20 protein-coding genes are annotated in these 26,057 nt (G+C 55.3%); 14 read left to right on the top strand and 6 right to left on the bottom strand.

Annotation, left to right across the window (positions count from 1 at the left end; translation table 11 throughout):
- Positions 1 to 20: 20 nt before the first annotated feature.
- Both LBW89_RS16200 and LBW89_RS16195 read left to right on the top strand, forming a co-directional pair.
- Positions 21 to 992, top strand: a complete 972-nt coding sequence (locus LBW89_RS16200) for a ring-cleaving dioxygenase (RefSeq protein WP_148457993.1) — start codon at positions 21 to 23, stop codon at positions 990 to 992.
- Between the two features lie 164 nt (positions 993 to 1,156).
- A complete protein-coding gene (locus tag LBW89_RS16195) occupies positions 1,157 to 1,780 on the top strand; it encodes a TVP38/TMEM64 family protein (RefSeq protein ID WP_225039544.1) in 624 nt (207 codons plus the stop codon).
- A gap of 33 nt (positions 1,781 to 1,813) precedes the next feature.
- Here LBW89_RS16195 and LBW89_RS16190 read toward each other — a convergent pair whose 3' ends face one another.
- Positions 1,814 to 2,797 carry a helix-turn-helix transcriptional regulator gene (locus tag LBW89_RS16190; protein ID WP_225039543.1) on the bottom strand — a complete coding sequence of 328 codons (984 nt, stop codon included), beginning with the start codon at positions 2,795 to 2,797 and terminating at the stop codon, positions 1,814 to 1,816.
- Between the two features lie 125 nt (positions 2,798 to 2,922).
- Between LBW89_RS16190 and LBW89_RS16185 the strand changes: the two genes are divergently transcribed.
- Entirely contained in the window at positions 2,923 to 3,825 is a 903-nt protein-coding gene (locus LBW89_RS16185) for an SDR family oxidoreductase (protein ID WP_225039542.1), read from the top strand.
- Positions 3,826 to 3,882: 57 nt separating this feature from the next.
- Here the strand turns inward: LBW89_RS16185 and LBW89_RS16180 are convergent, their stop codons facing one another.
- The gene (locus tag LBW89_RS16180) at positions 3,883 to 4,323 is read right to left on the bottom strand and encodes a DUF2500 domain-containing protein (RefSeq protein ID WP_225039541.1); all 441 of its coding nucleotides are present in this window, start codon (positions 4,321 to 4,323) and stop codon (positions 3,883 to 3,885) included.
- A gap of 158 nt (positions 4,324 to 4,481) precedes the next feature.
- On the opposite strand from LBW89_RS16180, the gene LBW89_RS16175 reads away from it, so the two are divergent.
- On the top strand, positions 4,482 to 5,342 hold the full coding sequence (locus tag LBW89_RS16175) for an MBL fold metallo-hydrolase (RefSeq protein WP_148457912.1): 861 nt from the start codon (positions 4,482 to 4,484) through the stop codon (positions 5,340 to 5,342).
- A 119-nt stretch (positions 5,343 to 5,461) separates the two neighbouring features.
- Here the strand turns inward: LBW89_RS16175 and LBW89_RS16170 are convergent, their stop codons facing one another.
- Both LBW89_RS16170 and LBW89_RS16165 read right to left on the bottom strand, forming a co-directional pair.
- Positions 5,462 to 6,352 (bottom strand): DMT family transporter, encoded by an 891-nt coding sequence (locus tag LBW89_RS16170; RefSeq protein WP_148457911.1) that lies wholly within the window; start codon positions 6,350 to 6,352, stop codon positions 5,462 to 5,464.
- 789 nt (positions 6,353 to 7,141) lie between these two features.
- Positions 7,142 to 8,077, bottom strand: a complete 936-nt coding sequence (locus LBW89_RS16165; protein ID WP_148457910.1) for an ArsR/SmtB family transcription factor — start codon at positions 8,075 to 8,077, stop codon at positions 7,142 to 7,144.
- 148 nt (positions 8,078 to 8,225) lie between these two features.
- On the opposite strand from LBW89_RS16165, the gene LBW89_RS16160 reads away from it, so the two are divergent.
- From LBW89_RS16160 to hflX, 10 genes are all read left to right on the top strand, one after another.
- Entirely contained in the window at positions 8,226 to 10,979 is a 2,754-nt protein-coding gene (locus LBW89_RS16160) for a glycoside hydrolase family 2 protein (protein WP_225039540.1), read from the top strand.
- A gap of 36 nt (positions 10,980 to 11,015) precedes the next feature.
- Positions 11,016 to 11,984 (top strand): family 43 glycosylhydrolase, encoded by a 969-nt coding sequence (locus LBW89_RS16155; protein WP_225039539.1) that lies wholly within the window; start codon positions 11,016 to 11,018, stop codon positions 11,982 to 11,984.
- Positions 11,985 to 12,554: 570 nt separating this feature from the next.
- A complete protein-coding gene (locus tag LBW89_RS16150; RefSeq protein ID WP_148457907.1) occupies positions 12,555 to 13,493 on the top strand; it encodes an ArsR/SmtB family transcription factor in 939 nt (312 codons plus the stop codon).
- Positions 13,494 to 13,779: 286 nt separating this feature from the next.
- A complete protein-coding gene (locus LBW89_RS16145) occupies positions 13,780 to 15,120 on the top strand; it encodes an ABC transporter substrate-binding protein (RefSeq protein ID WP_148457906.1) in 1,341 nt (446 codons plus the stop codon).
- A gap of 79 nt (positions 15,121 to 15,199) precedes the next feature.
- Positions 15,200 to 16,087 carry a carbohydrate ABC transporter permease gene (locus LBW89_RS16140; protein ID WP_148457905.1) on the top strand — a complete coding sequence of 296 codons (888 nt, stop codon included), beginning with the start codon at positions 15,200 to 15,202 and terminating at the stop codon, positions 16,085 to 16,087.
- Between the two features lie 2 nt (positions 16,088 to 16,089).
- A complete protein-coding gene (locus LBW89_RS16135) occupies positions 16,090 to 16,896 on the top strand; it encodes a carbohydrate ABC transporter permease (RefSeq protein ID WP_148457904.1) in 807 nt (268 codons plus the stop codon).
- A gap of 65 nt (positions 16,897 to 16,961) precedes the next feature.
- The gene (locus LBW89_RS16130; RefSeq protein ID WP_148457903.1) at positions 16,962 to 18,722 is read left to right on the top strand and encodes a glycoside hydrolase family 2 protein; all 1,761 of its coding nucleotides are present in this window, start codon (positions 16,962 to 16,964) and stop codon (positions 18,720 to 18,722) included.
- A gap of 103 nt (positions 18,723 to 18,825) precedes the next feature.
- Positions 18,826 to 20,613 (top strand): glycoside hydrolase family 43 protein, encoded by a 1,788-nt coding sequence (locus tag LBW89_RS16125; protein WP_225039538.1) that lies wholly within the window; start codon positions 18,826 to 18,828, stop codon positions 20,611 to 20,613.
- Positions 20,610 to 21,431, top strand: a complete 822-nt coding sequence (locus LBW89_RS16120) for a family 16 glycoside hydrolase (protein WP_148457901.1) — start codon at positions 20,610 to 20,612, stop codon at positions 21,429 to 21,431. Before LBW89_RS16125 ends, LBW89_RS16120 begins: the two co-directional genes overlap by 4 nt.
- 368 nt (positions 21,432 to 21,799) lie before the next feature.
- Positions 21,800 to 23,083, top strand: a complete 1,284-nt coding sequence (gene hflX, locus LBW89_RS16115; protein ID WP_148457900.1) for a GTPase HflX — start codon at positions 21,800 to 21,802, stop codon at positions 23,081 to 23,083.
- A gap of 626 nt (positions 23,084 to 23,709) precedes the next feature.
- On the opposite strand, the gene LBW89_RS16110 is transcribed toward hflX, so the two are convergent.
- Both LBW89_RS16110 and LBW89_RS16105 read right to left on the bottom strand, forming a co-directional pair.
- On the bottom strand, positions 23,710 to 25,230 hold the full coding sequence (locus LBW89_RS16110; protein WP_148457899.1) for a sensor histidine kinase: 1,521 nt from the start codon (positions 25,228 to 25,230) through the stop codon (positions 23,710 to 23,712).
- On the bottom strand, positions 25,227 to 25,913 hold the full coding sequence (locus tag LBW89_RS16105; protein WP_148457898.1) for a response regulator transcription factor: 687 nt from the start codon (positions 25,911 to 25,913) through the stop codon (positions 25,227 to 25,229). The genes LBW89_RS16110 and LBW89_RS16105 overlap by 4 nt, the downstream gene beginning before the upstream one ends.
- Between the last annotated feature and the right edge of the window lie 144 nt (positions 25,914 to 26,057).

The following is a 26,057-nucleotide window of genomic DNA, read 5'->3' as shown; positions in this document are numbered from 1 at the left end:
ACGGAGGGTCACACATGAATCTGGAATTTAAAGGAATCCACCACGTTTCGGCCATCACCAAAACGGCTGCGGAAAATTTTAAGTTTTACACGAAAATCCTCGGACTTCGGCTGATCAAAAAAACGGTGAACCAGGATGATGTTTCGGTTTACCATTTGTTTTACGGGGACGAAGTCGGCAACCCGGGGACCGAGCTCACCTTCTTCGAGCTTCCGAATGCCGGCCGCAACGTCGACGGCAACAACAGCATTTCCGCGCTTTCGCTTCGCGTCCCGAGCGACCGGGCGCTGGACTATTGGTCCGGGCGTTTGACCGAGTTTGGAGTCGAGCATGAGGAAGTGAAACAGCGGGCGGGGCGGGCCACCCTGGCTTTCAAGGATTTTGAGGGGCAGCGGCTTATCCTGGTTTCGGATGAAAATAACGCGGGCGTTCCCGGCGGCAAACCGTGGGACCGCAGTCCGGTTCCCGCCGAATACGGTATTGTCGGCCTGGGTCCCGTTCAATTGACCGTGAGTGAGCCGGAGTTGACGATCACCGTGCTGACGGACCTCATGGGGTTCCGCCCGAAAGGGCAGTACCCGTCGTCCATCCCCGGGCAGCCGGATATCCTGGTGTTCGAGACAGGGGAAGGGGGAACCGGCGCCGAGGTGCACATCGAGCCGAGAACCGACCTGCCGCGCGAACGGCTGGGAAGGGGCGGCGTCCACCACGTCGCCTTCCGGGTCGCGGACGAGGAAGAGCTGCGCGCCTGGATCGAGCGCATTCGGAGCGTTCGTTTGCCGAATTCCGGCTTCGTCGACCGTTTCTATTTCCGGTCCCTGTACTTCCGCGAGCCGAACGGCATTCTGTTCGAGCTGGCGACCGACGGACCGGGATTCGCCACGGACGAGGATATCGAGCATCTCGGCGAATCCCTGGCGCTGCCTCCGTTTCTCGAGTCGAAACGGGCGCAAATCGAGGCCCATTTGAAACCGCTGGATACGGTGCAGTAAAGCCATCCCATTAGAATAGCGGGGATCCTTCCCGCTTAAAGCCGCCGGAGCCCTGAACTCCGGCGGCTTTTCTTGATTTCCATCAGATTGTCGATTATTTAGTCCGGGAATTTGGGCGCGGCTATAGTATAATGAGGTCACCCGATTGGAAGAGGTGAACATGATTGTTTGGTGTAGAACTTAGCATTGTAGATTATTTTACGGAACAAAACATAGAGCTTTTCTTGGAGCGCTTCCGCTCTCTGGGTCCGCTGCCCGGCATCCTGCTGACGTTTATGAAATCCTTCGTCCCGCCGCTGCCGACGATCGTGATCGTGGGAGCCAACGCTGCGATTTACGGGATGTGGCTGGGCTTCTTATATTCCTGGATCGGGCTCGTGACCGGAAGTTTGCTGACCTTTCTGCTGATCCGCAAAGCGGCCGAAGCCCCGGTCATGCGGCGCTGGGCCGCCAAGCCCAAGGTGAAGAAAGCGATGGTGTGGGCCCGCAGAAACGGGTTCAGCTTTGTTTTTCTGCTCAGCATGCTGCCCGTAGGCCCGTTCGTCGTCATCAACATGGCCGCGGGGCTGACGCGGATGCCGCCCGCCTCCTTCGGGGCGGCGGTGGCGCTGGGCAAAGCGGTCATGGTCTTCTGCGTGTCCTATATCGGCACGCATCTGTCCGACTTTGCCGCGCAGCCCGCCAAGCTCCTCGGCGTCGCGGCGTTTATCGCAGCTTCCCTGTGGTTGAACCGGAAGCTGCAGAGCTACTTCACGGCGGCCGCGGCCGAGCCCGAGCCTGCCGAATAACCCGGCGGTGCTAAGCCCCTATTCAAGGGGGGCTCAGCACCGCCGGTATAGGGCCGCGACCGCCTCGGCCTCGGCCCGGAGCCGCTCGCGCAGCTCCGGCGGCCCGAGGACCGCGGCTTCCCGGCCGCAGGCCAGGACCAGTTCACACGCCGAGTCCAGCGTGTGAAACTCCACCTCCGCCCGGACCCATCCCGGTCCGTCCGGCTCGGTGCGGAGCACTTTCGCGTAGCGTTCCCGCTTCAGGCGGGCGAGCCGCGGCTCCGCCACCCGCAGCTCGGCCGGGTATCTCGGCAGGCGGCTTTTGAACTCCGCGGTGGACCGCTCCCAGTAAGCCGCCAGGGAGAAGCCGGGCGGCCGCTCAAAGCGTTCCTCCAGCACCGCGGCTTCCGTGATCCGCGAGATCCGGAACGTCCGCAGCTCCCCGCGATCCTCCGCCACCAGGTACCAGACGTTCCGCTTGGCGACAAGCCCCAGCGGATGGACGATCCGTGAGGCGGCCGCCTCCGCATCCGCCTCGTTGACAGCCTCCTCCGTTTTCCGGTAACGGATGCTCAGTTTTCTTTCCGCCCACACAGCCTCTTGAATGACGGCCAGCCATTCGAAGCTTTCATCCGAGGCATGCCAGCCGGCCCCGTCGATATGGATCCGCTCCCGGATCATTTCGGCGTCCCGGCGAAATGCCGCCGAGGAAGACGCCATCAGCTTCAGGTGGGCGGTTTCCAGAGACTGCCGGCCGATTCCCAGATCCCCGAGCAGGGCGCCATGGCTTGTAACCAGCAAAGCCAACATTTCCTCCCGTCCCATACCGATCAGGCCGGTCCGGTAATTTTCCGCCAGGATCCATCCCCCCAAAGACCCGCGTTCGGCGTAAACGGGAACCCCCGCCGCACTCAAGGCGTCCATATCCCTGGCGATCGTCCGTTCCGAGACCTCCAGCTTCTCCGCAAGCTGGCGGGAGCTTAGCTTCCCGCCGTTTTGCAGGAGCAGCAGAATCGATAATAATCGGTCCGCCCTCATGGGGAACCCCTCCTTTGAAATTCATTCTTGTGATTTGATTGTACCATTTATATAAGACAAGAGATGACATATATGACTGATAAACTGGGGTTGTAAGTTACAAAGTGATGAGAGGATGGAGAAGGATGATGAACAATCGTCTGTTCACGGACAAACCGCTGAAAGGAAAGGTCGCCGTAGTCGCTGGAGCGACAAGAGGAGCGGGGCGGGGAATCGCCACGATGCTAGGAGCCGCGGGCGCCACGGTTTATTGTACCGGGCGAAGCGTGCGGGGGAGCGCCTCGGATATCCAGCGGACGGAAACCATTGATGAGACGGCGGAGATGGTTACCGAACGCGGCGGGGTAGGCATTCCCGTCCAAACGGACCATACCCGGGAAGCAGAGGTAAAAGCTCTGTTCGAGCGGATTGCGGACGAGCAGCAGGGGAGGCTGGATCTCCTCGTGAACGATATCTGGGGCGGCGAGAAGCTGACGCATTGGGGCACGCCATTTTGGGAGCAGCCCTTGGGGGATGCGCTGCTTATGCAGGAGCGGGCGGTCAAAGCCCACTTGATCACAAGCTATTACGGCGTTCCGCTGATGGTAAAACGGGGGGAGGGTCTCGTCATCGAAATTACGGACGGCTCCACCTATAATTACCGGGGCAACCTCTACTACAGTCTGGCCAAAATCTCGCCGATCCACCTGGCCGCTGGCATGGCGGAGGAGCTGCGCCCGTACGGCATTACCGCGCTGGCGGTGACGCCGGGCTTTCTTCGCTCCGAGCAGATGTTGGAGTACTTCGGGGTCGAGGAGCGGAACTGGCGGGATGCCGTTGCCAAAGAGCCGCATTACAGCGAATCGGAAACGCCTTATTTCGTCGGGCAGGCGGTGGCGCATCTAGCCGCCGACCCCAAGGTCGGCGAAAAGGCGGGGCGCTCTCTCACCAGTTGGGACCTGTCCGATGAATACGGCTTTGCCGACGTCGACGGCCGGCGGCCGCATTGGGGCAATTATGCGCGAAGCCAGGGGCTGCCTGTCAACTGAAATCACAAAGCCGGCGTTCTCCATACGGAGAGCCGGCTTTATTGCGTATTTAGAACTTTAGAACTGCGGATGATTTTGCCCCTGCGGGATTTGCCGCTCAAACGCGACGATCCAATCGCCCTGGATGGCCGCGTAACCGACATCGCCTTCGGCGACCAGGCCGTACAGGTTTTTTACATCGAGAAATTCCTTGCGCTCTCCGTTTTCAAACTCCAGCGTGATATAGTAGTAAGTGTGTGAGGAAGAATGCATATCGTCATCGTTGGAGTGATGGGAATGCCCGACTTTCATCCGTTTGGATACGATTTTTACGTATCTGGAATCCCGCGGGGAGCGGGCGTTTTTCACGTAGCGGGCGCCGTTGGCGACAAAGAGGGCGATCACGACGACAAATCCGATGACGATCAGGATGGGAACGAGCGTAAACATGAAGTCAAAGCCGCCCGAGGGCCCGAAGCCGCCGCCTCCGAAAGGGGAAGATCCAAATCCGGTATCCATCTGTTTACCTCCTTTTTGATAGGTCTCGCAACTTCAGATCAGGATTCCGAACTTACGCCTTGCTTTTTTAACGCGAGAACAGACCGATTAGTTTCAAAAGATTTCGTTTTTTCGGGTAATACATACGAGTAGAGTATAAATTCAGGAAGGTGACCGATATGATACGACAAAGCAAAAAGGGTGCCGCTTTGATCCGCGAAGTCGCGCAAACGGAGGTCCCGTACGGAACACTGGCTATTTGGTTTATCGGCCAGGAAAGCGTCATTATTAAAGGGGACGGGATTACCGTCTATGTTGATCCGTATGTCTCGGATTTTTTGGAGAAGCAGCATGGGGCGGTGCGTACGTATCCGGCACCGATCACGCCGGAGGATATCGCGGGGGCGGATCTGTGCCTGATCACCCATGAGCATGCGGATCACATGGATGAAGGGACGTTACCCCTTTTTCATGCCCAAAATAGGGAGGCGCTCATCCTGGCCCCGGCCTGCTGCAAAGAACCTCTTCTCGGCATGGGGATTGCGGAGAACAAGATCGGGGAAGCCGAGAACCGGAGAAGGGAGTTTTTCGGGAAATTGGCCGTTACGGCCGTACCGGCCGCTCATGAGCAGTTGGACACCGATGCCGAGGGCAAACACCGCTACACGGGCTATCTCATAGAGCTGAATGGCGTCAAGCTGTATCATGCCGGAGATACCGTGATTTTTCCGGAATTGATCGACCTGCTGAGCGAAGCCCGTCCGGACGTAGCCTTGCTGCCGATTAACGGCGGGGATTATTTCCGCAGGGAAAGCGGATTGGTGGGGAACATGAACTACAGGGAGGCGGCGGAGCTGGCGGTACGGATCGGCGCGGAGACCGTCATCCCGCTTCATTATGATGTGTTTGCGGCCAATTCGGAGAAACCCGGATATTTTGTGGACTACCTGTACGAGCGCTATCCCGAGCAAAAGGTCCATGTCATGGCGCGGGGAGAGCGGTTTGTGTATGTGTCGGAGCGGGCTTTCCTGAGAGAATAGAGCGATGACCGTGGTTTTTAAAAAAAGGTACTGTTCCTTCCGAATTGGAAGAGACAGTACCTTCTTTCTTTTTTCGGTGCGGCAATATCGTGGGCGTGGACTGTTAGTTAGCCTTAAGCTTAACCGGGCAGCCGCCTCTGCCGCATGTTTACGAGCAGGATGCTGGCGACGATCAGCGCCATTCCCGCGAGCAGGTTCAGCGTCAGCCGTTCGTTCAGGAACAGGACGCTGCAAATAATGGAGACGACCGGGATCAGGAACGTGAACGAGCCGACCTTCGTTGCCTCGCCCGAGCCGATCAGCTTGAAGTAGACGAGCCAGCCGAGCGCGATAACGAAGATCGAGATAAACAGCGTGTCGTAAATAAACGCTCCGGTCCACCGAATCTTCGACCAGTCTTCGACGGCCGAGCCGTACGCCGTCATGACCGTGCCGCCGATCAGGATCTGCATGGCGGTCATCCACAACGAATCGACCTTGGCCGCCTGCCGCTTGATATAGACGGTTCCGAGCGCCCAACTGAGCGCGGAAGCCAAGGCAAGCAGGATGCCGATCAGGGAGATCCCGCCTTCCAAGCCGCCTACGCTCATGACGGCCACCCCGGCAAAGCCGAGCAGCAGGCCGATCATTTTCCGGGCGTACATCCGCTCTCCGAGCCACATCCAGGCAAATAAGCCGAGCAGCACCGGCTGCAGGAACACGATGGCCGAGAACAAGCCGGCGGGCATATATTGAAGGCCTACGGTCTGGAAGCCGTAGTAGAAGACGATGCTCAAGAAGGCCGAGAACAAATAGTAAGGCCAGGTCTCCCGCAGCCGAAGCTTCCTCCAGCGCGGCAGCGCGACGACGATAAGCAGAGCCCCGCCGATCAGCGTCCGAAGGCCCGCGAACAATAGCGGCGGCGTGAATTCCAGGGCATATTTGGATAAAGGCCAGTTGATCCCCCACATCAGAATGAGGAAGGATAAATAAAATAGAGTTTGCTTGCGCGTTAGTGCGGTTTCCGACATAAGAGGTCTCTCCTTGTTCAAAAAGGGTCAACCCGAATGATACACTATTTTTTAATATGATGAAAATGAATGATTAATATAAAATGGGAATTCTTGCTTTATTTGAGAAATGAGCACCGGCGTGCTTCAAACCTGACATGGGCGCTAACCTTGCCGGCCTTAATAAGACTTATTCGCCGATTTTAGCGGCGGTGCGTGGCGAACGAGGGCTGGTACCCGCAGCCTTTCTTGTCGCCCACCGAATAACGGCCTTTTGGGCTGTTATTTTGGCCCGATTCGGCTCAACGGGCATACTAATGTCTCTTCAGACATCGGACCCTTCCTATTCCAAAAAGATGCAAATCTGCAGGTATTTTAAGCTAATCCCCGATGGATTTCGAAAAAAGATGCAAATCTGCAGGTATTTCTAACGGTTTTAGAGAAAGGAGCCAGTTTCGTCGGAAATTCCTGCAGATTTGCAGGAATTTTGAAATTTGGGGTCAGAACAAGAAAAAAACATGCAGATATGCAGGAATTTTATGTTATCAAGGTTGCCGGATGGGGCACAAGAGGTCAAACAGCCCCAAAGACCTCTATTTCACACCAAACAGCCAAATTCGACAAAATCGCGCCGCAAACGACCCTTATTTGTCTATCCCTTATTCGCCCATCCCTAATTTATCCCCTCTTAAAAACTTACGGATGAAGGAGCGTACCAGTACGAATCGCAAAGGCACACCGCCTGCGATAACGCTTGTGGCGATAACGCTTGTATTGATTCGTTTCACAATAATAAGACTCCTCCGGAATTTACGAATCCCCGCCACGCCGTATGAACTCCAGAACGATATCCTGCGGGTGATCCCCAAAATGGGAACCGAACAAATTAAGTCCCCGTTTGTTGACCGCATCCTCTTTAACTTCAAACCGGACGGAAATAGGTTGATTATACGCCAGCTGAAGCATTTCGATCGAGGTCCCGCCGGCAGGGACTCCGTTCACGAAACTCCCTTGATGACCGATGCGCCATTCCGTCAGCATGCCGTATTCGGTTCCGCTTTTCCAGCGTTCGGGGGTCAGCTTGCCTTTCCGGTCTCCGAAATCGGACGGACAAGTCCAGGTGCCGGCGTCCAGCCCGTTTACCGTGACCGTGATATCCGAAGCCCAATCCGATCGGAAGGAAGGAGCCTCGGAACACAGCTCGGCGCGAATGCGCAATTCATCGAGTTCGACGCCGGGAGGCAGCGGATTGGCGAAATAGTATTCGATATAACCGGCCTCGGCAAACCATAGCAGCGAAGCGTCGATTCGTTCGGGCATATAGAATACCCGGGGATCGTCCTGCGAGCCGATCAAGGTTCCGTCTTTGCCGGCCATGCCGCAGGAGGGCTTCACGGAACAATGCGAGTACATCCCGATTGGCATATGAATGCTCTCGACGGGATGAAGGCCGTCGCCAGGCTTGGACGGAAGCTCCAACTGGATGGAACGGCAGGTGACGGAGCATATTTTTTCCCGGTTGGCTCCCTGGGTGGAGACGATCAGTTCGGCTTGCTCGAGGGTCTGCACATTGATAGAAATCGTCGGCTGTGCCACGCCAAGAGCTTCGGCCAGCTGGCTGACGCTCATAGGCTTCTCCCCAAGCGCTTCCAGAATGCGGACGCGAAGATCTCCGGACAACGCCTTGGCCACGTCAAGAATTCGGGAAGCCGGGTAGCGGATCATTTCTTGCAAAGGTTCATTCATCTCAAAGTTCCTCTTCTTATACAAAGATTGAATTGAGCTAATTGTACACTGAAGCAGGTGTATTGTAAAACTATAATAAACATTGTAAAAATTATATACTGGTGCTAAAATGGGCGCATAAACCTCTTGCGAAAGGTCGTGCATACTCATGAGTACCTCTTTATTGAACGCGGAGAACTTGTACATTCCTCGCCCGGAGTTTCCTCATCCGCATTGGCAGCGGCAGCATTGGCTGAATTTGAACGGTCCATGGTCGTTTCGTTTTGACCCGGACGATGAGGGCGTCCAGAATCACTGGAGCACGGACCAGGCAGTTCCTTTTGACGAGGAGATTCAGGTGCCCTTTTCCTGGGCCAGTCCCTTGTCCGGAATCGGTAAGGATGTCAAAGGAATCGGGTGGTACCGGCGCGTGGTAACCTGGAGTCCCGCCGTCAGCGGGTCACGCCTGTTTTTACGCTTTGGAGCGGTGGATTATGTATGCGATGTCTGGATTAACGGCTGCCATGTCGGCTCCCATCAAGGCGGCTATGGTTCGTTTGAGTTTGAGGTAACCGGGGTCTGGCAAATGGACGGGAGCAATACGATCCTGGTGAGGGCGGAAGATCAGGATCACAGCTACCAGGCGCGCGGAAAGCAGGGGTACGGCGAAATTCGCGGCATCTGGCAGCCGGTTTGGCTGGAAGCCCGCCCGCAGACGTATATTAAGGACGCCAAGTTCAGGACCTATATGGATGGGCGGATCGAGGTGTCCGCAACGATCATGGCGGACCAAGCCGGAACAGCCGAGTTTACTATGGATTTCGCGGATCATACGGTTCGGCATACCTTAACGGCTGAACTTTCGGCCGGCGAGAATCAACTGAACACCTGCTTTATCGTGAACGATCCTCAACTATGGAGTCCGGATACCCCTCATTTGTATGAGGGGGTTCTAAAGCTTGGCGGTTCCTTTGGCCTGGATCAAGTCGCCACTTATTTCGGCATCCGGGAAGTCGGGACGGCCGCTTTCGGCGACCGCGGTTACCGCTGGATTACGCTGAACGGCAAGCCGGTTTATTTGAACGGAACACTGGATCAGTCGTATCACAAGACCGGTTACTTTACCTATCCGTCCGATGAGGAAATGCATGATGAAATTTATCTGATGAAGCGGCTGGGACTCAACTTCGTACGGATTCACATAAAGCCGGAAGAGCCGCGCAAGCTGTACTGGGCCGATAAGCTGGGGATTCTCGTGATGGAGGATATGCCTTGTTTCTGGGGGAACCCGGACGAAAAGGCGCGCCAAGCTTACGAGCAAGAGGCGCTTGAGGTGATCGAGCGGGATTACAATCATCCGTCGATTTTCTCCTGGGTGATGTTCAATGAGACATGGGGGCTCAAGACAGATCCCAAAGAGGCGGGGGTGACCGGAGATATCGGACGGCAGAGCAGCTATTTGCCGGAAACCCAGGAATGGGTGCGCGAAAAATACCGCTGGGCCAAGCGGCTCGATCCGACCCGGATCGTCGAGGATAATTCGCCTTGCAATTATGACCATGTCGAGACCGATATCAATACATGGCATTTCTATATCAACGGTTATGAACAGGTCCGCGCCCATTTGGACGACGTCGTCAGCAAAACCTATCCGGGCTCGCCCTTCAATTGCATCGGCGGAAACGTCCAATCCGATGCTCCGCTGATGAACAGTGAGTGCGGCAATGTATGGGGCATCGAAGGCGGTGCGGGCGACAGCGACCTGGCCTGGCATTACCGCTACATGATGAATGAGTTCCGCAAGCACGACAAGCTGTGCGGGTTCGTGTTCACCGAGTTCCGCGACGTAATCAATGAATTCAACGGGTATTATCGTTTGGACGGAACGGGAAAAGACTTTGGCTACGATGCTTTTGTACCCGGCATGACGTTGGCCGATCTGCATTCTCCGGATTTCATCGTGCTCGACGCGCCTCCGTGCCGAACGATTTCCGCAGGTGAACAGGCCGTTGTTCCCATGCTGCGTTCGAGCTTCAGCGACCGGTATCATGGACAAAGGCTGACGTTGAAATGGGAGTTGTGGCAAGATGATTTGGGTGTTCGCACCGTGGGCGACAGCGGTCTTTTACAGGTCGATTGGGCGGGTTACGGCGTTGCGCCGCTTTCCGCGCTGTCTCTGACCATGCCCGACCGGGATGCGGTAGCCGTGCTTGCGGTGTCTCTGATAGATGCGGCGGGACAAACGATTACGCGGAACTTTATTACGTTCGATGTAAGAAGCGGCGAGTCTGGCAGATCTGCAGCGGAAGGCGGAGGGATGCAAATTCCGGTAAGCTCTTACGCGGAGCAGACATTTGAGCATCACTGGACTTCGATTCAAGGCGCGAAAGTAAGCGGTGCGGGGAAGGGCCGTTTTATTTATGACGTAGCATTGCCCGGTATAGCGGAGCAGAACGCCGTTTACGATATCGAAATTTTGTTCGAAGCCGGCGCGAAGCGGGTGTTGGCCCGGAATATCGAAGGCTCGATAGACACCGACATGGGAATCGGCGCGATGCATGGCGCCGACGCAAAGGTGGAATATAACCCCAACACCTATTACATGACCGACGAGGAAAAGCATCCTTCCCGCCTAAACGTGCTGATCGACGGCGAAAAGATCGGCTCCTTCGTTCTGCCGGACGATCCGGCGGACAGCCGCGGCGTATTGTCCTGGCATTATCAGCCGGTCGCGAACAAACTGGATGAAGCAGGATCGTACGGTTATTTGTGCAGACTGAGCGTACCCGTACAAATGACGGCGAGACTGAACCGCAGCCGTACTTTCCGCTTGGAACTGGAGGCGGAGGAGGGCGGCCTGGCCTTATACGGGCGCAATGCCGGACGTTATCCGCTCGATCTGCTGATCCGGTACAACTGGTAGGAAGGTTCATCGCATGGGGGAAAAAGGAGGCTGGACATGAGCCGAAATTCATTCAGGAACGCGATTTTGCCGAACGGGGCCGATCCATGGATTATTAAGCGGGAAGACGGTATTTATTATATGACGGTTACCTTGGGGGACCGTATCGCGCTTTGGCATGGAACCACCATGACGGAATTGGGAAACTCAGCTCCAAAAACCATTTGGATGCCTGAGGCCCCGGGGCCTTATTCCCATCACTTGTGGGCGCCGGAATTACATTGTATCGAAGGCAACTGGTATATCTACTATACGGCGAACGACGGCGGCGGGGGAGACGAGACCAGAAGAGTATGCGTGCTTCAGCTTATAGGCGACGATCCTCTGAACGACGAGTGGGTGTTTAAAGGAGCCGTCAATACGGAATATCCGGGCCTGGATGGAACGGTATTGCCGCATCGGGGCGAGTTGTATTTCTTTTATTCCGGCTATGGCCATTTTCCGGATTACGGATCGGCCATTTATGCCGCCCGCATGGCCAATCCCTGGACTTTAACGGGACCTAACGTGCTTATAACGGCACCGACGGAACCGTGGGAGAAGCAAGGCGGGATGGCCATTAACGAAGGGCCGTCGTTTTTGCGGAGAAACGGGCGGATCTATCTCGTGTTTTCGGCAAGCGCCACCTGGTCCGACGATTACTGTCTGGGTATGGCGATGATTCCGGAGTCCGAGGATCTTATGGATCCCCGGGCCTGGACCAAGCATAACGGCCCGGTCTTCGCCAAGAACCCGGAGGCGCGGGTTTACGCACCCGGTCACAACAGTTTTACCGTCTCGCCGGATGGTTCGGAAGATTGGCTGGTTTACCATGCCTATTCCTATTCGGAGGCGGAACGGGATCGTTCGGCGGGCAGCACGCGCAGTACGCGGATCCAAAAAATCGGCTGGAAAGAAAACGGGGAGCCCGATTTTGGCGTTCCGCTGGCGACGGAGACGCCCCAGCCGTTGCCCTCGGGGGAATGAATACAATTTCCTTAAAAAAACCGGCATATGACTATGCCGGTTTTGTGCTTCCAAGCTTCCAACTCCAAAAAGATGCAAATCTGCAGGTATTTAAGCCGATTCCCGAGGGACTGCGAAGAAAGATGCAAATCTGCAGGCATTTCCAGTGATTTTAGAGAAACGAGCCGGTTTCGTCGAAAATTCCTGCAGAATTGCAGGGATTTTGAAATTTTTGGCCCCAAACAAGAAAAAACATGCACATATGGCAGGAATTCTAGGTTATCACAAGGTTTGTCTGAAGGAGTACGAGTAATAATTGCCCCCCTTCCGGGGTAGGCAAAAGCGGCAACGGCATAGTAGCTTGAACATAGTGAAAGCTAGCGCCTTTAGACGCGAGCCGGTAATAATGGTTTATAGCCTTAGAGCAAACCACCCGTTCACACGGGTGGTTTTGATTTTCCATGGTTAGAGCGCGCATGCCGCGGATTCTTCATAATAATTAATATTATTGCTTTAATACAGCTTTTTGTAGTAAAGTACATTAGAGATTGTTTATTGTAAAATTCTTGGAAAAGCTGCGGGAGGATTCTTATGTTGGAAGTCGGTATCCACGAACCGGATAAATTGGTTCAGGTCGCTCATGCCTTGTCTACGCGGTCCCGGGTCGACATTCTTCGCCTGCTGAATACGCGGAGCATGAATGTGATTGAACTTGCCGAGGCGCTGCAACTCCCGGTTTCCACGGTCGCCAACAATGTGAAGGTGCTCGAAGCGGCCAAGCTGATCAATACGGAACTGCTTCCGGCCGTACGCGGGGCGATGAAGGTGTGCAGCCGGAATTATGATGATATTCTGATATCGCTTAACTCAAGCGTCCGTTCCACCAAGGACGGAATGAAGTTTTATGAGGTGGAGATGCCGATCGGGCATTATAGCGATTGTGAAGTCCACCCGACATGCGGCATGGCTACCCATGAGGGAATGCTGGTCAGAGAGGACGAACCGGCCAGCTTTTATCATCCGAAGCATGTGGCCGCGCAAATTATCTGGTTCCGCAAAGGGTATGTGGAATACCTGCTCCCCTTGGAAATTCCCCAAAATGCGACGATTCAATCGATCGAGCTTTCTATGGAGATGTGTTCGGAAGCGCCGAATTATGACAACGATTGGCCTTCGGACATTTCGGTATGGGTCAACGGAGTCGAAATCGGCATGTGGACCAGTCCCGGCGATTTCGGTGACCGGCGGGGCCTGCTGAATCCGGCATGGTGGCTGGATTGGACCACGCAATACGGACTGTTGAAAACCTGGCGTATCGACCATGAACGAACGACGCTGGATATGCAGAAAGTGTCCGATGTGAAGCTCAAGGATCTGCAGTTGAATCAGCGCCCCAACCTGCGGTTGAGGATCGGAGTTCATCCGGACGCGGTTCATAAGGGCGGCGTCAATCTCTTCGGCAAACAATTCGGTGATCACGCTCAGGATATCGTCATGCGGGTAACCTATACGCAGGAAGAGGCTGAATAATAGGAACCATCATTTCGAGACGGAATGGTGGTTTTTATTTTTGCGGCGAATGAGAAACTTGGGGGAGCAATTTGTCCAAATAGGACATGAAGAGGTAACGAGACAAGTTTATTGTTACAATAAATATGTAACAAAGGCCATAATCGATAAAATATTACAATAAATTAGTTTGAAACCGTTGACAATTGGGGAAACGAGCATTATATTAACTTCAAAGGTACAAAAAATGTGTAATAAAACAATAATAATGCCTTGTACCTCATTAATCGTTAAAGGGGAGGTCAACATGAAAAAAAGTTTTGGAATGGTGCTTGCCTTCATGCTCTCATTGTCTTTGGTGTTAAGCGCATGCGGCGGCGGCAATTCGGGCAGTAACGCAGGGGCGGGAACCACGAATGAGGGATCTGCCGATCAAGGTAATGGAAGCGCTTCAAACGGAGGTGAGAAAGTCACGTTATCGTTCTGGACGCTATTCTCCGGCGGCGATGGTGACAATATGCAGGCGATGATCGACGCCTTCAACAAGGAGCATCCGGACATTCAAGTCAAGAATACGAAACTGGAATGGGCGGAGTATTACACGAAGCTGATTACCGCCGTCGGCAACGGGAACGGTCCCGACATCGGCATTTCGCATATTTCCCGCTTGCCCGACCTGATTAACCAGGGGGTGGTATCGGAGCTGGACGATGTGGCCGAAGAGGCCGGCGTGGACTGGGCAAGCTTTAACCAGAACATTCTGAATGCTTCGGTTGTGGACGGCGTGCATTACGCGGTGCCGATCGATACGCATCCGTTCATCATGTACTACAACAAGAAACTGCTGAAGGATGCGGGACTGCTCGACGACGAAGGTAAGCCGAAGCTGGAACAGTCGGCCGAAGGGTTTATCACTTTCCTGACTACGCTTAAAGAGAAGCTGCCGCCAAAGGTGACGCCTTTTGCCCTTTCGAACACGAATGACGATCCGTTCCGCTTATGGTGGGCGCTCTATTCCCAACTGGGCGGCAATGACGTGGTCTCGGATGATCTGAATTCGGCGCAGATCGATACGGACAAAGCGGTTCAAGCCGCCCAGTATATCCAGGACTTGTATCATAAATATAAAGTGATTAAATTGAACGACCCCGACTTCTACAAGAACTTCCAAAGCGGCACGGCAGCGATTATGATGACCGGGGTTTGGGCGACAGGAACCTGGGAGTCGACGCAAGGTCTTGAATTCGGTGCGATGCCGATTCCGAAAGTGTTCGATCAAGAAGCCACCTGGGGCGATTCGCACACCGTAATCCTCCCGGTCACGAAGCAGGAAGATCCGGCGAAGCGGAAGGCGGCGATCACCTTCGCCAACTGGCTGGCCGACAACGGTCAAGTATGGGCGAAGGCGGGACATATCCCATCCAAGCCGTCCGTTTTTGAAAAACAGGAATTCAAAGATCTTCCTTATCGCAGCGACTATGTCTCCGTAGCTTCCACCGTCAAATTCAGCAAGCCGTCTACGAAGAACTGGCAAATCCGCGACTTGGCCATGTTTAAATATTTGAACGAGGTATGGGCGAATAAACTAAGCCCGGCGGACGGTATCGCCAAAATGTCGGATGAAGTGCAGAAGGTGTTAAACGAATAGGAGATCAAAGCGATGAAATCGGCGGACTTTGCGGCATGGGCCGTAGAGTCTGCCGGTCCTACGGGGAGGTAAGGCGCTTATGAAAATGAATAAATTGAGAGCAGACGTGCAGGCACTCCTGTTCCTGCTCCCCTTCTTGGTCGTTTATTTCCTGTTTACCATCTGGCCGATGATCAAAGGCGTGGAGATGAGCTTCTATAAATGGACGCTGATCAAGAAGATGAAACACGTTGGATTCGGCAACTACGAGCGGATGTTTCAAGATCACGATTTTTGGGCATCCATTTGGCACTCCACGATTTTCGTAATCATCACAACACCGTTAATGATCGTTTTGGCCATCATTCTGGCGCTCATCGCCAACCGTAATTCCAGGCTGCAAAGGTTTTACCGCAGCGTGTTTTTTATCCCGAGCATTCTTTCCGTGGCGGTCGCCTCCTTTCTGGGATTGTTCTTGTTTCAGCCTTATACGGGGCTTGTCAACTCTTTGCTCCATTTAGTGAAGCTGCTTCCCGAAGGTTCGGAGATCTTTTGGCTGACGGAAACGAATTTGGCCTGGATCGCCATCTCGCTCTTAACGTTATGGTGGACGGTCGGCTTTAACTTTATTTTGTATTTATCGGCGATGCAGGATGTGCCGGACGAGGTCTATGAAGCGGCCCGTTTGGACGGAGCGACCGATGCCCAGCTGTTCTGGAAGATCACGCTGCCGCTGCTGAGCCCGATTACGAAAACGATCACGATGCTGCAAATCATCGCTTCATTTAAAGTGTTCATGCAAATCTATGTTATGACCGGCGGGGGGCCGTTGGATCAGACGCGTCCCGTCATCCAGCTGATCTGGCAAACGGGCTTCCGCAAAAACGATCTGGGGTACGCGGCCGCCATGTCCTATATGCTGTTCGCTATTCTTCTTGTGCTGTCCGGGCTGCAATACTGGGTCAATAACCGGAAGGAGGCGAACTGATCGTGAAATGGTTCTACCGGATTTTTTCCTTGTTCATGGCCGTGTTGTTTGCTTTTCCGCTCGTCTGGATGCTTGTGGTTTCGGTGAAAAAAGAAGGCATGAAAATCACCTCCGTCGTGGATTGGTTTACGCCCCCTTATTCCTTCGCGGTCTATCATGAAATTATCACCGGCACCAAACTGATCCACTGGTCCTGGAACAGTTTTTTTATCGCCGTATGCGTGACTTTGTTGACGCTGGTCATCGCCGCGATGGCGGGGTTTGCGATGTCTAAGGTTCCGTTCCGCTACAGGACGTTTATGTTTTTCTTTATTTTGGCCGGGCTGCTTATTCCGGGGGAAGCGATTCTTATTCCGTTGTATCAGGTCGCCAAAGAGATGGGGATTTTGAATTCATACCTGGGCTTGATCTTCCCGGTTCTGGCATCGCCCTTCGCGATCATCGTGTTGAAGAGCTTTTTCGACGGAATCCCGAACGACCTGCTGGAAAGCGTTCAGATCGACGGCGGGGGCATTTGGCGGATTTTCGTAAACATTATGCTTCCGCTCACCCGTCCCGCGCTGGTTTCGATCGCGATTCTGACATTTATCGGCTCATGGAACAATTTCCTCTGGCCGTTCCTGTCGGTGACCGACGACAACCTGTTCACGCTGCCGATGGGGATCCCTACTTTAATGAATCAGTACACGGAAGATTACGTGAAGCCGATGGTTATTAACACCGTAGCTTCGCTGCCGATCATGCTGTTGTTCCTGATTTTCGAGCGTCAAATTATTAAGGGAGTCAGCCTTTCGGGAATTAAAGGATAAGGAACAGCGCTAGGATACGGAACAACACTGAGATATAACTACTGGATAAAGAAGGAGTAGAAACAATGGCTGATCAATGGGTACGCAATGAATATCCCCGGCCGCAATTTGTGCGCGAGGCTTGGATGAGTCTGAACGGGGAATGGGAATTCGACTTCGACGATAAAGGAATGGGCGAGCGGGAAAAGTGGTACGAAAATCATGATTTCGGCGGTAAAATCATCGTGCCGTTCTGTTACCAAAGCCGGTTAAGCGGGATAGGGGATACCGGGTTCCATGATACCGTCTGGTATCGGAAGGTGTTTTCCCTACCCGATGCTTACAGGAAAGGCAGACTTCTTCTTCATTTCGGCGCCGTCGATTATGAGGCGAAGGTCTGGGTGAACGGAAAACTGGTAGCGCTGCATGAGGGCGGGCATACTCCGTTTCACGCCGACATTACGGATGTTCTTGCCGAGGGCGACAACACCGTCGTTGTGAAAGCGACCGATTACAGTCGGGATGTAACGCTGCCGCGGGGCAAACAGTTCTGGGAAGAACAATCCGCGGGGATTTTCTATACGCGCACGACCGGCATCTGGCAAACCGTATGGCTTGAACCGGTGCCGGAAACGTATATCCGGCGAATTCGCCTGACTCCCGACATCGACGGGAACAACATAGCGCTGGACGTCTTTCTGTCCGGCTATCGTCCGGGCGCGCTGGTAAACGTGAAAGCCACGATTACGTTCAAAGGCGAATTTGTGGCGGAAGATGTATTCTCGCTGAAGCATGAGTCGGCGAGCCGGTATATCCATTTGGAGGATTTCAATGACCATGGGCTGGGGCGCTGGTGGACGCCGGAAAAACCGAATCTATACGATTTGGAATTGTCCTTAAGCGTGGACGGAGTGGTTGCCGATCAGGTGAAAAGCTATTTTGGCATGCGGAAAATATCCATTGAGGACGGGAAGCTGCTCCTGAATAACCGCTCTTATTTCATGAAAATGGTGCTGGACCAAGGTTATTTCCCGGAAGGCCTATTGACCGCCCCGAGTGACGACGATCTGCGCAGGGACGTGGAATTGACGAAGGCCATGGGCTTTAACGGCGCGCGCAAGCATCAAAAAATCGAAGATCCGCGCTATTTGTATTGGGCGGATCGGCTGGGTCTGCTGGTTTGGGGGGAAATGGCGAACGCGTACCAGTTCTCCGAGACCTATGTGGCACGGATGACGCAGGAGTGGATGCAGGCTGTAGAGCGGGATTACAACCATCCGTGCATCGTAGCCTGGGTACCGCTCAATGAGAGCTGGGGCGTGCCCAATATTCTGGTCGACAAGCAACAGCAGCAGCACGCATTGTCAATCTATCATTTGACGAAATCCCTTGATCCGACGCGCCCCGTTATCTCGAATGACGGCTGGGAGCTGGTCCATACGGATTTGGTGACCATCCATGATTACGAATGGCGCCGCGAGGTGCTGACGGAGCGATATGCAGCCAAGGAAGCGACGTTGAGTGCGCAGCCGGGGAACCGTTGGATTCTGGTCCCCGGGTTCCCTTATGCGGGACAGCCGATTCTTGTCACGGAGTTTGGCGGGATTTCCTTCAAGAAAAATGAGTGGGAAGGATGGGGATATTCCGGAGCGGAGAATGAAGAGGACTTCACGGAGCGGTTGAGAAATGTCGTGGAGCCGATGCGGCGATCCCCGATCATCCAAGGATTCTGTTACACGCAATTCAGCGATGTCGAGCAGGAGATCAACGGCTTGCTGACGTATGACCGGAAGCCGAAGCTTCCGCTGGAGACGATCCGCGAGATCGTCGAGGGAACCCGAAAATAATGGGAAAACGGCAGATGACGCGATCCGACGATTCTGCCGTTTTTTCTTGAAAAAATAAGGTTTATCGGATTTACCGGATGATTTCCGAAAGGGGAGAGGGGTCGTGCGTTTTGGAAAATGGCTGGCGATCGCTATGCTGCTGTTGTCGGCGGGGGCTTGCTCGTCCGCGGAGCCGAAGCCGGAGTCGGTCCGGACATGGAGCAATCCCGTGACCTTACCGGATGAATGGGAAGAGTACGGATTGGGGGATCCCTTTATTTTTGCGTTCAACGGGTATTATTACTTGTACGTAAGCACGCGGGATACGGACGCGGGCATCAAAGTGTGGAGTTCGCCGGATTTGGTGGACTGGACTTACCGCGGGCTATGCACGGAGGACCCGGTTACAACCGCCGCGTATGCGCCCGAAGTCCGGTACTGGAACGGCAGATTTTATATGTACACCTCTCCCGCAGGAAACGGCCACTATGTGCTGGAGAGCGAGTCGCCTGTCGGGCCTTTCCGTGTGGCGACGGACAATTTCGGAAGGACGATCGATGCTTCGACTTTTGTGGACGATGACGGGACCTGGTACTTCTATTACGCCGGAACCGGCGGTATCGAAGCCGCCCGGATGAATTCCCCGCTGTCCGTAACGGCTCCCGGCTCGCCCACCGGAGCTTACATGGACGGCTGGACCGAAGGGCCGACGGTATTTAAAAGGAACGAACGGTACTATATGACCTATACCGGAAATCACGTTTTCAGCAACGGTTACCGGATCGATGCGGCGGTCAGCGAATCGCCTCTGGGTCCATTCGAGCCGTTCGAAGGGAACCCCGTGCTGATTCGAACGGAAGGAGAGACGGTCGGTTTGGGCCATAACTCGCTCGTTACCGGCCCGGATCTCGATTCCATGTACATGATCTACCACAACCTGGAGGGGCCGGGCATAGTCGGGCCACTGCGCCATATGAACATGGACCGGCTCTTCTGGAATGGGGAGACCTTCACGGTAGCCGGACCGACAGACACGCCGCAACCGGCGCCAGCCTTGCCCGTGTTTGCGGACCGCTTTGAGCGGGATAGCCTCGGAAAGTCGTGGATTACATCCGGGACAGGCGAATGGTCGGTCGATCCCGGAAAAGGCGCCGGCGTCCGCGCACCGGATTCGCCGGACATAGCCCTGCTGCGGACGAAGTCCAAGACGGAGCCAGGGTATACGGCCGAGTTTTACGTCCGCTCGGAGAGCGAAGCGCAGGCGGAATCCCGGGTCGGAGCCGTCTTCTCGTATCGGGATGAACAAAACTACGGAACGGTATGGTTGATTCCCGAGTCGGGACGTATGGAGCTTACTGAACGTTCGGACGGGAGGGAGCGTCTGCTCGGCTCGGCGGCTTTGCCCGCCGACTTCGATTACAGTCAGTGGCATAAAATCCGGATCGAGCATACCGCCGCCGGGAGCACTGGGAATGCCAGGGGTGTCGGGAATGCGGGGAATGACGGGAGAGCCGGGAAAGCTGGGGAAGCCGAGAAAGCCGGGGATGCAGGGAGTGCAGGGAGTGCAGGGAGTGCCGAAATCCGGGTGTACATTGACGAGATGCGGAAGTTCGCCGGTCCGGCTTCCACAGGCGGGGGTGCCATTGGGTACGCTGCTGCGGGTCTGGATGGGCGGTTCGGTTATATCGCATACAGCAATGATGTCAACGGAAGCAGTGACGGGCGTGTTTATCGGCCGCTCCCGGGGCAGGTACAGGCTGTCCACTATGAGAACGGCAAGGAGGGGAAAGCCTACCATGCCGTGAGCAAAGCGACGGCCGACGGGAAGCTCCCTTACCGTCCCGGAGCATTGAGCCTGAAGAGCAGGGAGGACGGCGGCTATGTATTATCCGTGCAAGAGGGGATTTGGTGAACCCCGGCGAATCCGGGCGATATTCGATTCACTTCCGCATCCGGCCTCTGTCGGAGAACGCAAGCTTTAGATTACGCGATCAGAAAAAACGGAAAGTCGCGGAGTTCTCCGCAGTTCAAGAGTCTGCCGGAGAATGGCAGACGGCCTCCGCACAAGGCATAGAATTGCCGGTCGGCCCGCAGCGCTGGAAACTGGAGGTAATGTCAGGGATTTTGGAAGTTGACCGGTTTTGGGTGGAGCGATACCAGCCTGTAGAGAAATGGGAGGATGACTTTGATGACGGTAACGATTTCGGATGGACCCGGTTTGAAGGGATGTGGTCCGTGAAGGACGGAGAATTGCGGGCTTCTTCGGTGTCACCGGCCAAATCGTTGACCGGCGAGCACGATTGGTCCGACTATAGGGTGGAGGCCGATCTGCAGCGGATGGACAACACGGGCCGCGCCGGGATACTCGTTCGTGCCTCGGAGCCCGCCAACGGCTTGGAACAGCATCAAAACCGGAATGACTTTGTCCGCGGTTACTACATTTATGCCGATTCTGAAGGATTGCACCTCGACAAGATCAATTACGGAACAACGCGCTTGAAAAGCGTCCCGTTCCCGGCAGAGGCCGATTCCGTTTCCGCGGACGGCAAGCTTCAACTTAAGGTGTCCGTGCGAGGCGCGACCATTGAGGTATACACGGGGAGTTCAAGTGATCCCGTTCTTTCTTATACCGATCGCAGCGCTAACCCGCTTCTTCGGGGAAGGATCGGAGTGCAAAGTGCGGATGTTGCGGTCCGTTTTGACCGGGTGAAGGTTCAGCCGATACAGTAATAGGAGGGCGGGGCGTCATTTTATTTTTGATTAACCCCTGAGCAAATTGTTTTACGAATAATAATATGTTAAAATATAGATAATCTTAAACGAACGGAGGGTTCCCTGTGATTAATATCAAATTCCGTTTTACCACTTTGCGCGGCTAATTGAATAGTGCCAAAGGCTCTGCCCCTGTGCAGGGCAAACGGAATGGGTATGCTAGGATAAAGGGAACCTACTTTTGAATAGAATATGCCGGCTTTACGTGCGCCAATTTTCGGGAGACGTTTATTTCCCCGTATAGGTGCGTGCGTTCTCGTTTGAACATGACACAGGGGATGCCTGTGTCTTTTTTTGTTTAAGTTTTAGATAAGGGAGGAATTTACATGACGGAACCGTTGCAGCAAAAAGCAATCCTCGTCGGGGTTAATTTGAACCAGCAGGAGGATTTTGAGTATTCCATGGAGGAATTGGCCAATTTGGCGGAGGCGTGCGACATTGAAGTCGTGGCCGTGGTGACGCAAAATTTGCCGAAAGTCAACACTTCTCACTATATCGGCACCGGCAAACTGCAGGAGGTGACGGCCTTGCTGGAGGCGAACGACGGCAACCTCGTCATCTTCAACGACGAGCTGTCCCCGTCGCAAATCCGCAATCTGGAGGCCGACCTGCAATGCAAAGTGATCGACCGGACCGTGCTGATTCTCGACATTTTTGACCAGCGGGCCAAGACGAGGGAAGCGCAGCTTCAGGTGGAAATCGCCCAACTGAAATACATGCTTCCCCGTTTGATCGGTCTCCGTGAATCGCTCGGCCGCCAAAGCGGCGGGGTCGGCACAAAGAACCGCGGCGCCGGGGAAACCCGGCTGGAGCTGGACCGCCGCCGGATTGAAGAGAAGATCAACGCGCTGAGCAAGGAGCTCGACACCCTGGTGGCCCACCGCCAGACCCAGCGGAAACAGCGGAAGAAGAACGACGTTCCCGTTGTCTCGCTCGTCGGCTATACCAACGCCGGCAAATCGACGATCATGAACGCGATGATGGAACTTTTTCATCCCGAACAAGAGAAGCAGGTCTTCGAGAAAGATATGCTGTTCGCCACCCTGGAAACCTCGGTGCGCAGCATCCCTCTGGAAGACAACAAAACCTTCCTGCTCACGGACACGGTCGGCTTTGTCAGCAAACTTCCGCATCACCTGATCAAGGCGTTCCGCTCCACTTTAGAGGAAGTCGCGGAAGCCGATCTGCTCATCCACGTGGTAGATTACTCCAACCCGGAGTACGAGCGTTTGATCGAGATCACCAACCAAACGTTGAAAGAGATCGGCATTACGGATATCCCGGTCATTTACGCCTACAACAAATCCGATTTGGCGGAGCGCCCGATTCCCGAAATTCAGGGAGACAAAGTGTTTATGGCGGCCAAACCGCGCATCGGGCTGCAGGAGCTCGTCCAAATGATCCGGGAGCGGGTGTTCAAGGATTATATCCGCTGCGAAATGCTGATCCCTTACGATCAAGGTGCGGTCGTGTCCTATTTTAATGAGCGCGCCAACATTTTCGCGACCAGCTATGAAGAGGACGGCACCCGGCTTTCGATGGAATGCAGGCTGAGCGACTACGGCAAGTATAAGCAGTACGCTGTAGAGAGTGCCGGGGAGCAAGAGTAGGGAATAGGGGAAAGGTGAAATAGGTGAAAAAGGCGAAAAAACCTGCGATTATGCAGGTTTTTTTGCTTATGTTTAATTGTGGGCTGCCAATAAGGCTAATAACGGCCTTTTGAGCCGCTATTTTGTCGAATTTGCGGCAATGGCAAGAAATAGCGGCCTTTTGGGCACTTATTTTTGGAAAAACGGGCCCGAAACCTAATTTTGGGACCCGCATCAGTGAAATAAGGCCTTTTTTGGCCGCTATTTTCCCCAAAAACGCGAATCGGGGCGAAATAACGGCCCAAAACGCCGCTATTATAACAGGCGGCAAAAAAGATTGCGGATAGGCAGCACCATGTCAGGTTAAATGCAACGCCAGTGTCTTTTGGACCGCTATTTACCCCGCGAAGCCGATTCGGGCCGAAATAGCTCCCCAAAAGGCCGTTAACCCGAGCGGCTAAGGAAATCATAGGGCCGCCAGTCCTGGTGCCAAAGGCCGCCGCCTGCGCCTGGCCGCTACCCGCGCGTGGCGCTGCCTGCGCGACGGCTGCCCGCCCGCGCCTGCCCGCTGCCCGCGCGTAGCCGCTCGCCCGCGCCTGCCCGCTGCCCGCGCGTAGCCGCTCGCCCGCGCACAGCCGCCCGCGCTCCTAGCGCGCGGCCGCGTCTGCTGCGGCGGCGGGCAGCCGCACCTCAAAGGCGGCGCCGCCCCCCGGCGCGCTGTGCGCCGAGATGCGGCCGCCGTGGGCCGCGACGATCGCCTGCGAGATCGCCAGGCCCAGGCCGGCGCCTCCCTGCTTGCGCGTGCGCGAGGCGTCGCTGCGGTAGAAGCGCTCGAACACGTGCGGCAGATGCTCGGCCGGAATACCCGGGCCGTTGTCCTGTACGCACAGCAGCGCTTCGTGCTCCGTCACCCTGGACAAGGTGACGGTGATGCGGCCCTTGGCCGGGTCGGTGTGCTGGACGGCGTTGTGGAACAAATTCAGCACGACCTGCTTGATTTTGTCGCTGTCCGCCGTCACCGTCATCTCCGGTGCCAAGCGGAACACCACGGACCGGCCATCCGCCAGCATGCGCAGATGGGGCTCCATTTCCGCCACCAGCGCGTCGAGCCTGATCTCGCTCCGGCTCAAGACCGGGGCCCGGTCCAGCTTGGCGAGCGTAAGCAGGTCCTCGACCAGCTTCTTCATCCGCCGGGCTTCGCCCAGCATGCTGCTTAGCGCCGCGTTCAGCTGCTCCGGCTTGTCGGCGGCCCCGCGAAGCAGCACCTCGAGAAAGCCGTGGATCGAGGTCAGCGGCGTCCGCAGCTCGTGCGAAGCGTCGGCGATGAAGCGGCGCATCTGTTCCTTCGCCTCGCGCTCCGTCGCGAAGGAGGTTTGCAGCCGCTCGAGCATGCCGTTGAAGGAAACGGCGAGGCGGTCGATTTCGCTTTGGCCGAGGGAAGCCGGGAAGCGCCGGTCAAGGTTGCCGGCGTCAAGCTCCCGCACGGTGCCGATCATTTGATGGAGCGGCTTCAGCGTTTTGCGCAGCACCGACAAATACAGCATCAGGCCGCCCCCCAGGGCGATCAGGGACAAGACCATGAAGATGGTCAACTGGCGGAGCGCAATAGCCTTCAAATGGGCGGTGGCGATACCCATTTGGATCAAGGTGCCGCGTCTTTGGGGCCCATCCGCCGGCCGAAACACCACCAGTTGCTCCATCCCGTTCGGATCCCGAACCACTTTATACGCGTCTTTACGCAGATTGCGGGGTTGGTTGCGAACGGCGGCATACTCCGCTTCCGAAAGGCGGGGGGCGGGAAGGCCGGACCCGTCGGACCGGCTGATCACTTCGGACGAGCTGCTGATCAGCGCCAGGGAAGTATCCGGCAGAAACAGCACCGGCCTCCGTTCGCCCTCCTTCGGGGAGGCGGGGACGCCGCCGATCCGTTCCGCCCAGGCAGGCAGTTCCCCGCCGAACAAAAAGAAGTCGGGGATCCCGCGGATTTGCGACATTAAGGTTTCCGCCTGATTGCGGTACAGAAAATTTTTGACCACCACGTACTGAACGCTGCCGATGAGCGCCAGCAGCAGAGCCAGAACAAGCAAAGACCTGGACAGGAGCTGGGAGCGGAGAGAACGGGGGGATAACGTCCCGCGGCCAACCGGGAAGAACCGATTCCGCCTCATGGCAGATCGACGCGGTACCCCGCGCCCCGCAGCGTCCGGATGAGACGGTGCTCTTTGTCGTTCAGCTTTTCGCGCAGAAACCGGATGTACACCTCGACGATATTTTCGTCGCCGCCGAAGTCGTATCCCCAGACTTGATCGAGAATCGTGCTTTTGCTGAGAACAATCCCGTGATTGATGACCAGATATTTCAGCAGCTCATATTCCGTGGGAGACAGTTCCAGAACTTCGTCCCGATACCGGATCTCTTTCCTGCGGTCATCGAGCCGGAACGGGCCGAAAGAGACCTCGCCGTATAAGGCGGGGAACTGGTTCCGCAAGCGGGCGCCGATCCGGGCGAGCAGTTCCTCGAAGCTGAAGGGCTTGACCACATAATCGTCCGCCCCCGTCGTCAAGCCCTTCACCCGGTCTTCGACTTCATCTTTGGCGGTCAGCATAATAATCGCCACATTGCTCAGGTTCTTTTTCAGCAGCCGGCACACTTCCCAACCGTCCATACCAGGCATCATGACGTCCAGGATGACGACATGCGGCTGAAATTCCAACGCCAGGTTGACGGCGGTCATGCCGTCCGGCGCCGTACGGGTGTCGAACCCTTCGTTGAGCAGGCCGAACTCCAGAAACTGGGTGATATGAGGCTCGTCGTCCACCAGCATCACTCTGACCCCTTTTAGATTTTTCATGATGCGAAGACCTCCAATTATGTCTTAATGGTTCTATTATCGGAAACTTACCTGAGAATTTGCTGAATTTTCCCTGAGAGGGACCTTAATACGAAGCTGAAAATTGCCGGTCCGGCCCCGGTCCGCCCTTGATTGTGGTTCCGG

Source organism: Paenibacillus sp. alder61 (genome assembly GCF_020179875.1).
Lineage (GTDB): Bacteria > Bacillota > Bacilli > Paenibacillales > Paenibacillaceae > Fontibacillus > Fontibacillus faecis.
The sequence above is the reverse complement of the archived record's forward strand: the minus strand, read 5'-3'. Positions and strand labels throughout refer to the sequence as shown.

Excerpts from the sequence above, each read along its gene's own strand:
- LBW89_RS16175 (WP_148457912.1), top strand. The coding sequence starts at position 4,482 with ATGATACGACAAAGCAAAAAGGGTGCCGCTTTGATCCGCGAAGTCGCG.
- LBW89_RS16190 (WP_225039543.1), bottom strand. The coding sequence starts at position 2,797 with ATGAGGGCGGACCGATTATTATCGATTCTGCTGCTCCTGCAAAACGGC.
- LBW89_RS16170 (WP_148457911.1), bottom strand. The coding sequence starts at position 6,352 with ATGTCGGAAACCGCACTAACGCGCAAGCAAACTCTATTTTATTTATCC.
- hflX (WP_148457900.1), top strand. The coding sequence starts at position 21,800 with ATGACGGAACCGTTGCAGCAAAAAGCAATCCTCGTCGGGGTTAATTTG.
- LBW89_RS16140 (WP_148457905.1), top strand. The coding sequence starts at position 15,200 with ATGAAAATGAATAAATTGAGAGCAGACGTGCAGGCACTCCTGTTCCTG.
- LBW89_RS16165 (WP_148457910.1), bottom strand. The coding sequence starts at position 8,077 with ATGAATGAACCTTTGCAAGAAATGATCCGCTACCCGGCTTCCCGAATT.
- LBW89_RS16185 (WP_225039542.1), top strand. The coding sequence starts at position 2,923 with ATGATGAACAATCGTCTGTTCACGGACAAACCGCTGAAAGGAAAGGTC.
- LBW89_RS16145 (WP_148457906.1), top strand. The coding sequence starts at position 13,780 with ATGAAAAAAAGTTTTGGAATGGTGCTTGCCTTCATGCTCTCATTGTCT.
- LBW89_RS16130 (WP_148457903.1), top strand. The coding sequence starts at position 16,962 with ATGGCTGATCAATGGGTACGCAATGAATATCCCCGGCCGCAATTTGTG.
- LBW89_RS16105 (WP_148457898.1), bottom strand. The coding sequence starts at position 25,913 with ATGAAAAATCTAAAAGGGGTCAGAGTGATGCTGGTGGACGACGAGCCT.
- LBW89_RS16160 (WP_225039540.1), top strand. The coding sequence starts at position 8,226 with ATGAGTACCTCTTTATTGAACGCGGAGAACTTGTACATTCCTCGCCCG.
- LBW89_RS16155 (WP_225039539.1), top strand. The coding sequence starts at position 11,016 with ATGAGCCGAAATTCATTCAGGAACGCGATTTTGCCGAACGGGGCCGAT.
- LBW89_RS16180 (WP_225039541.1), bottom strand. The coding sequence starts at position 4,323 with ATGGATACCGGATTTGGATCTTCCCCTTTCGGAGGCGGCGGCTTCGGG.
- LBW89_RS16150 (WP_148457907.1), top strand. The coding sequence starts at position 12,555 with ATGTTGGAAGTCGGTATCCACGAACCGGATAAATTGGTTCAGGTCGCT.
- LBW89_RS16110 (WP_148457899.1), bottom strand. The coding sequence starts at position 25,230 with ATGAGGCGGAATCGGTTCTTCCCGGTTGGCCGCGGGACGTTATCCCCC.